The sequence below is a fragment of the Sphingobacterium sp. 1.A.5 genome (assembly GCF_002734235.1).
GTDB lineage: Bacteria > Bacteroidota > Bacteroidia > Sphingobacteriales > Sphingobacteriaceae > Sphingobacterium > Sphingobacterium daejeonense.
The window spans coordinates 1-615 of record NZ_PEBA01000062.1 but is presented as its reverse complement, the minus strand read 5'-3'; the positions used below and the strand labels follow the sequence as shown (position 1 = coordinate 615).

General features: G+C 45.5%; 1 protein-coding gene. It reads left to right on the top strand.

The annotated features are described in order from the left end of the window. Positions 1 to 615 (top strand): IS4 family transposase (locus tag CRT24_RS16855; protein WP_180269164.1); only part of this gene is annotated, 615 nt, incomplete at both ends.

Below are 615 nucleotides of genomic sequence, written 5' to 3'. Positions count from 1 at the left end.
TTGCGAAGATTACAACGTAAGGTGTTTTTGATGGATGCTACCGTTATTCCATTGTGCTTGAGTGTATTTGATTGGGCCAAGTTCCGTAGTGCCAAGGGAGCGGTGAAGTTACACACCGTATTGGATTACGATGGCTGTATGCCAAGTTTCGTCCATATTACAGATGGCAAACAGCATGAATCCAAAATTGCTAAGTCGATGTCATTTCCCAAAGGTTGCGTGGTTATTGTAGACCGGGGCTATGTGGATTATGCCTGGATGAACGTTTTGGACAGCACCGGCTGTTTCTTTGTCACCCGAGCGAAATCCAACATGAAATACACACTAGTGAAAACGGTAAAGAGCGAAGAGCTTCGTACTGGCGGGATCCTTGAAGATCAGCTTGTTGAGCTTGACGGACTTGCCAATCAAAGGTATGCAGGAAAGAAGATGCGTTTGGTTCGCGTTTGGGACAGCACCAAAAACGTGGAATACGAGTTCCTGACCAATAATTTCTCCTGGAAACCAGCCACCGTAGCAGCGCTCTATAAAGAACGTTGGGAGATTGAAACCTTCTTCAAGCACCTCAAACAACGGCTTAAGGTAACCAGTTTTGTGGGAACATCTGAAAATGCA